Consider the following 5,247-nt stretch of genomic DNA (forward strand, 5'->3'; position numbering starts at 1 on the left):
TACGCTTGATCAGACGATCTGATCAAGATCATTTGAACCGTAACCAAACCCAATAATGCATCCTTGCACCAAGATTGACGTTTTACACATACCGGCGTAACATAAACGTAAATGAATAGGTGGAAGGATAGTGTGATGAAAACTCAAACTGTGCAACATGCTGCCCCAATGGCAAAAGAGCGTGCAACCCTAAGCCATATTCTTAGCAAAAGAGTCGAAGGCCTAATAGGCTCTGTTCTTCCTGAAATTGAACAGGGAGCCCCTATTCATACGGCCCTAGAGTTAACCGATAATGATCTGATGAAACTGATCGTAGCAAGTTTCATATCTAAAAATTCACGAGTCAGCCCTCGGGAAATGAACAAAATAAAGCGAAGAATAGAAGGGACTTTCTCTTTTTATGATTTGCTAAAATCCTTAGGTGGCACAATCAGGGTGAATGAAGTAGCATCGCTATTAAATGTTACGAGACAAACTGTGCACAACTATATAAAAAGAAATGAACTGTTAGCCGTTAAACCAGGTAATGAGTTTTTATTCCCAATATTTCAATTTGACAACGATGGGATCTCAAGTGAGTTCCAGAAAATACTTAAGTTACTTCCTGATGATATCAGCCCAGTGACTAAGATTTCATTTTTCACATCCACTGTTGTAGAAAAAGAAAACAAATCAATAATTGACATTTTAAAAACAAATAATATAACTAGCAATACTTTAAGTATTATAAGAAATAGAGCGCGAGTTTTTGGGCGCCAGATGGGGTAAGAAGTGTCGCCATTAACTGGCGACACCATCTTTATTATGGGTTGTTAGGGGTGATTTCGAAGTGAAGGGTTTCTGTTAAGATTTCCTCACCATCGATATCATCCTCTTCCCACCCTTGAGGAAAACACTCTAGATTCCGATCTTTATAGTTGCTTACAGCAACCATATTGACAGTTTCCAAAGGGTCTCCCCTTCCACCAACATTCCAGAAGGCTGTGCACGTCCCGTTACCACCATGATGCCTTGAACGGTATGTAACTCCGTCGTAAGGCGAACAGGGAAGATTCGCAGCCCAGTTGACAATCTCCCTGGTGATGGTTTTGTCATCACCAGTCAATTTATCACTAGTCAAATGCAGGCAAGCCTGCAGTTTTCCCATATCAATGGTGTTCGTTTCACGCGTAGTCCTGACCGTGCAAATGTGAGCCTTATCCAGATCATCACTACCAATGTGAAACTTGGTATCTGACTTATGGTAAAGGCGACCATATGACTCAGCGCACGCAGTTACTGCAAAATCCGCGGTATAACAAACGCCAGTTCGACCAGAAGCATCATTATAACGCCCCATATCTTCCTCACGCGTAGGGCACCCATAATGGACTGCCGTTTTTTGCGGACTTCCCTGCCAACGCTTTTGCTCTATGATTTCACGAACAAGTACGGGAACTTTATTTTTCTCATGTAGAGAATTCAAATCATCACGTAGTTGTGCAACAACTTCTTCCTTACTTCCTTCCATTTGATACCTCGATATCGTGAGTGTGGGTTTATAATTAATTGCATAAGCTTCACCTTTGTATGCTTATGTTTATTTAAAGATGCATTAGCTTTAGCCAGCATCCTCCTTGCCATATTTTTCATGGCAGAGACATTGTATCCCAACAATCAACGCCTATAAACTTTCCTTATTGAAAATAAGGATAAGAAAACCAAAATCGTACAAAAACGCCTAGATTGAATTTATGGTGGTTTGCTAGTTTTTTAATCAAACAAACACAATTTAGCTACGAGCTATGAAATAGCTCCAAAAACAGGCTTTACTTGTGGCGATTACAGCCATTTCTTCCCTACCCCCAAGGCAATGGCATACCGAAAACAAAAAACGCGCCTAAGCGCGTTTGAAGTGTATTCCTACGGGTTATGGGGTATGAAGTCCAACGGAACGAAAATGTACGTCGCAACAGCTATACCGGCTAATGATTGAGTAGGGCCACTCAATCACCGTACTCCCGATCACCATACTCTCGATACTCCCGCCCGAAGCTCATTCCACCACACCGCGGCTCCCGATCCAGGCTCAGGGCTTCAATTTTTGGCTCAATCTCTCGACTTGAGCGCTCAAGTGCAACACCTGCTTGCTCAAGCTCCCCACGCTCTCCCGCAATGCCCGGTTCTCGGTAGAGGTGGCCTCGAACATCAGCCGCAAATCGCTGTAGGCGCTCTCCCAGGCCGAGTGCTGCACTCTGTACCCGCCTTCCAAACTCTCTAACGCGTTCAATAACTGCCGTTCGAGCTCTGTCATTTAGTAGCCCTCCGGGATCATCCAGGGATATTCGTCTTTCTCTTTGTCGCCATAGGCCAACTCCTTCAAGTCCACCTTCACGCACAGCCGCTTGTCCTCGCCGCACGTTGACAGTTCCAATTTGCCGCCCTTCGCCGTCAACTGCTCCAATGTCTTGTTCTGGCGCGAGATCTCCACCCAGTTCTCGGCGATGACCCTCCCCTGGTACCACACCACGACCCAGCTGATCCCCAGCAGAAATGCCACCCCGATCAACGGAAAAACCCACCCCTTCAACACCAGCCAGCCCCACCTCCGGCTCTGGGCGTCGATAGCGGCGTTCAATCTCCGCCCGCTTGAGTCCAACGCCTCGAGAATAGCTTTCTCGTGCGGCTCGAACGCGTTCTTCACGCTCGTTTCGATATCGCTCGCCTGCTGCTTCGAGCTCTTTTCGAAGGTCTTGGCCAGCTCTAAAATCTTGCTCATACAGGGCCCCTTTTAGCCGGATATTCCGCCCCCCTTCCGGGTCGGCAATGCTGATACTCTTGCGGGTCTCCCGCACCACCTCAAAGCCGTGTTGCTTCAACGTGGCCACCACGTCTCCCCGGTCGGCAAGCTCACCGGCCGCCGCCAGCGAAAGCAGACCGTCGGTGATCGCTTGTGCCGCGTCCTGCTTGGCCTTTGGCAGATTGCTGGGGGTCATCAATGCCCGTTTGTTCAAGGGATCATCCGGGTCATGCAATCCCAACTGGGCGTTGACCACCACCTTCCACGCATCGATGCGGGGCCGATCGGCCCGGTCGAAATAGGGTTGCAGCCGCTTGCCACTCAGCAGCTCGATATTCGGGATCACGAAGTTGAGCTCAAGCCGCTCTTTGTCCCGGTGCTCCACCCACAGGCAGGCGTACTGATCCCGATCCAACCCTGGCAACAACGCACGCTCGAAGCTGTCCATCAGCTTGTCCTTGTCCTCCCGGGGCAAGTCCGCTTCCTGGAACGACAGCACGCCGGATGTGTACTTTTTGGCGTAGGGGCTACTGTCGATCAACGCCTCGATGAGACCCGGATCGCCGCGGTCAAGGGTCGCCCCCTCCCGATCCCGCTGCGGCCCCAGCAGGTAATCGACCGGGCCGCTACCGCGCCCTACGCCACGGGCATGAAATTTGACGATCATGACTCGCTGCACAGCCAGACGGTGGCCACACTGAGCGCCTCATCGTGCTCCTGGTAAACCTCCCCACTGACCTCCTGGCCATCCTTCAACAACCGCAAGCTCCCCCCCTGTTCGCAGGGCAACCGGATCAGGGTGTAGTCATACTCGGCTACGCTGTATTCGTTCATCACGTTACCTCCGTTGAGGGTACAGAGATGGCCTGCAAAGCACGCTCCATCGCCATCAGCACCGCGATCACCTGAACACGCTCAACCGCGCCCCACTCCCCGCTATTCACTCGCCGCGCTACCTGGTTGAGGTTGTTGCCGATCCCGGCTATCTGCCTCAGCAGAGCCGGATCGGCTTTGGGTACCGGCGTTCGCCGCCGACCGGCTGCTTTGTCGTTCCCAAGGCACTTGCTCCGCATCCATTCGGCCAACCGTTCATCACCACTCAAGCCCTTTAGGCGGACCAGTTCGTCAGCGGTGACCCGGATCTTGATCACCCGTTCGCGTTTGGTCGGGGTCATTTTTGGTCACCGTTACCGGAATGAAGCTGCCCCCGCCATGCCGACCGCACAGCCTCATGCAACCTGGCCACCACCTCAGGGGCCAGAGTCGAGGTGCGGCCATCCCGTAGGTTCCGCAGGAAAATCTCCAGCTCGCCACAATCCAGACGATTTAAGGTAACGGTGACCGTTTTTTCCCGTTGCCGTGCCCGGTAAGCAGCTTGCTTGGCGGCGGCGCTCAACGCCTTGCCGGTAGGTGGCAGACCTCGGCGCTTGCCACTTGGCAGCAAGTCCAGGGTCTGGTCGTCTCGTTCGTCCTTCATCCGATCACCTCAATTACGGTAACTGTGACCATAGACCTCTTCTGTCCGCCGACCTGGGAAAGCCCGGAACGGGGTTTTTCGGGGCGGTGGAGGCAGGGGGGTCCGGGGGCGGCACGCCCCTGAACCAGCTTCACAGAGGAACCGAAGACGCGAAGCGGCTAAGGGCACTCTGTGTATGCTGGCTTAGAGTCAAGTTTGACATAGGCGGAATAGGTTGTAACCACCTGTTAGTGAGACTATTTAGAGTAACAGTGACTGTAATTGGAGGGCTTCGAGGATAGGTAGCAGGTAGGAAGCAAAAAGAGATCAAGGGAGGTGATGATGCGTGCCCTAAGGAAGCAAAAAAACGGACGAAAAGGATGTTGGCAAGCCGCCGCAGTTTGCCGGGCTCTCCTATCTTTCGCTGCGCTTCAAGATAGGAGAGCCCTCCTACAGACCCACATCGATTTAGGGTCTTTTACAGGATAAGCTCGCCTTGCTCCGGACTATCGAGACTGCTTGCGGCAGCTCCCTCTCACGCGCTCCAGAGAACACACCCCGTCCCGCTGCACTCTGCTTTAGCCCCCGCCTGTTGGTCGGGCTGCCGCGCCGTTTTTTAAGAGCTGGCCGTGGTTGGTGCCCCGTTACGCTCTACTTGCAGATGCCCCAGGGTTGCGAGCCCTGGGAGGCTGTGGTGCGCGATTGCACGCTTGGGCAGTATGTGAGATTTCCCCGTTCTGCCCGACCTTCACACCCGCTACGGCAACAATCACTTGCGTCCAATCCGAGCGAATACGACAAAGCGCCAAAGGTGAAAGCCTTTGGTAACAGGGTTCGAGCAGGGGTTTGATACTTGAACAGTGGGCCGCACGCGGCTAAACTGGGGGGGTACTTAACGGTATCCGCTTCCTGCTCGAAGCTGTTACCCACCGGATTCCAAGGTTCCTACGCCTTAGAACACCGGGCAAAGAACCCGCCTAAAGGCGGGTTTTTTGTTTTCTGCTTAGAAGGT

At 52.2% G+C, this 5,247-nt stretch carries 7 protein-coding genes; 1 reads left to right on the top strand and 6 read right to left on the bottom strand.

What is annotated here, in order from left to right; genetic code table 11:
* Positions 1 to 135 precede the first annotated feature (135 nt).
* Positions 136 to 768, top strand: coding sequence for a helix-turn-helix domain-containing protein (locus tag AXW79_RS03150; RefSeq protein ID WP_005322031.1), 633 nt, complete (start codon positions 136 to 138; stop codon positions 766 to 768).
* Between the two features lie 34 nt (positions 769 to 802).
* Here the strand turns inward: AXW79_RS03150 and AXW79_RS22025 are convergent, their stop codons facing one another.
* From AXW79_RS22025 to AXW79_RS03175, 6 genes are all read right to left on the bottom strand, one after another.
* Entirely contained in the window at positions 803 to 1,510 is a 708-nt protein-coding gene (locus tag AXW79_RS22025) for an RES family NAD+ phosphorylase (RefSeq protein ID WP_005322029.1), read from the bottom strand.
* Between the two features lie 558 nt (positions 1,511 to 2,068).
* Positions 2,069 to 2,293 (bottom strand): MbeD family mobilization/exclusion protein, encoded by a 225-nt coding sequence (locus AXW79_RS03155; RefSeq protein WP_011069632.1) that lies wholly within the window; start codon positions 2,291 to 2,293, stop codon positions 2,069 to 2,071.
* A complete protein-coding gene (locus AXW79_RS03160) occupies positions 2,294 to 2,758 on the bottom strand; it encodes an MbeB family mobilization protein (protein WP_011069631.1) in 465 nt (154 codons plus the stop codon). It lies immediately after the preceding gene.
* A gap of 684 nt (positions 2,759 to 3,442) precedes the next feature.
* Positions 3,443 to 3,613, bottom strand: coding sequence for a hypothetical protein (locus tag AXW79_RS22705; RefSeq protein ID WP_005322041.1), 171 nt, complete (start codon positions 3,611 to 3,613; stop codon positions 3,443 to 3,445).
* Positions 3,613 to 3,954: a MobC family plasmid mobilization relaxosome protein gene (locus AXW79_RS03170; RefSeq protein ID WP_005322038.1), complete on the bottom strand. Its 342-nt coding sequence runs from the start codon at positions 3,952 to 3,954 to the stop codon at positions 3,613 to 3,615. The genes AXW79_RS22705 and AXW79_RS03170 overlap by 1 nt, the downstream gene beginning before the upstream one ends.
* Positions 3,951 to 4,256: a hypothetical protein gene (locus tag AXW79_RS03175; protein WP_005322034.1), complete on the bottom strand. Its 306-nt coding sequence runs from the start codon at positions 4,254 to 4,256 to the stop codon at positions 3,951 to 3,953. Before AXW79_RS03175 ends, AXW79_RS03170 begins: the two co-directional genes overlap by 4 nt.
* Between the last annotated feature and the right edge of the window lie 991 nt (positions 4,257 to 5,247).

It is taken from the genome of Aeromonas salmonicida subsp. salmonicida, from assembly GCF_001643305.1.
Lineage (GTDB): Bacteria > Pseudomonadota > Gammaproteobacteria > Enterobacterales > Aeromonadaceae > Aeromonas > Aeromonas salmonicida.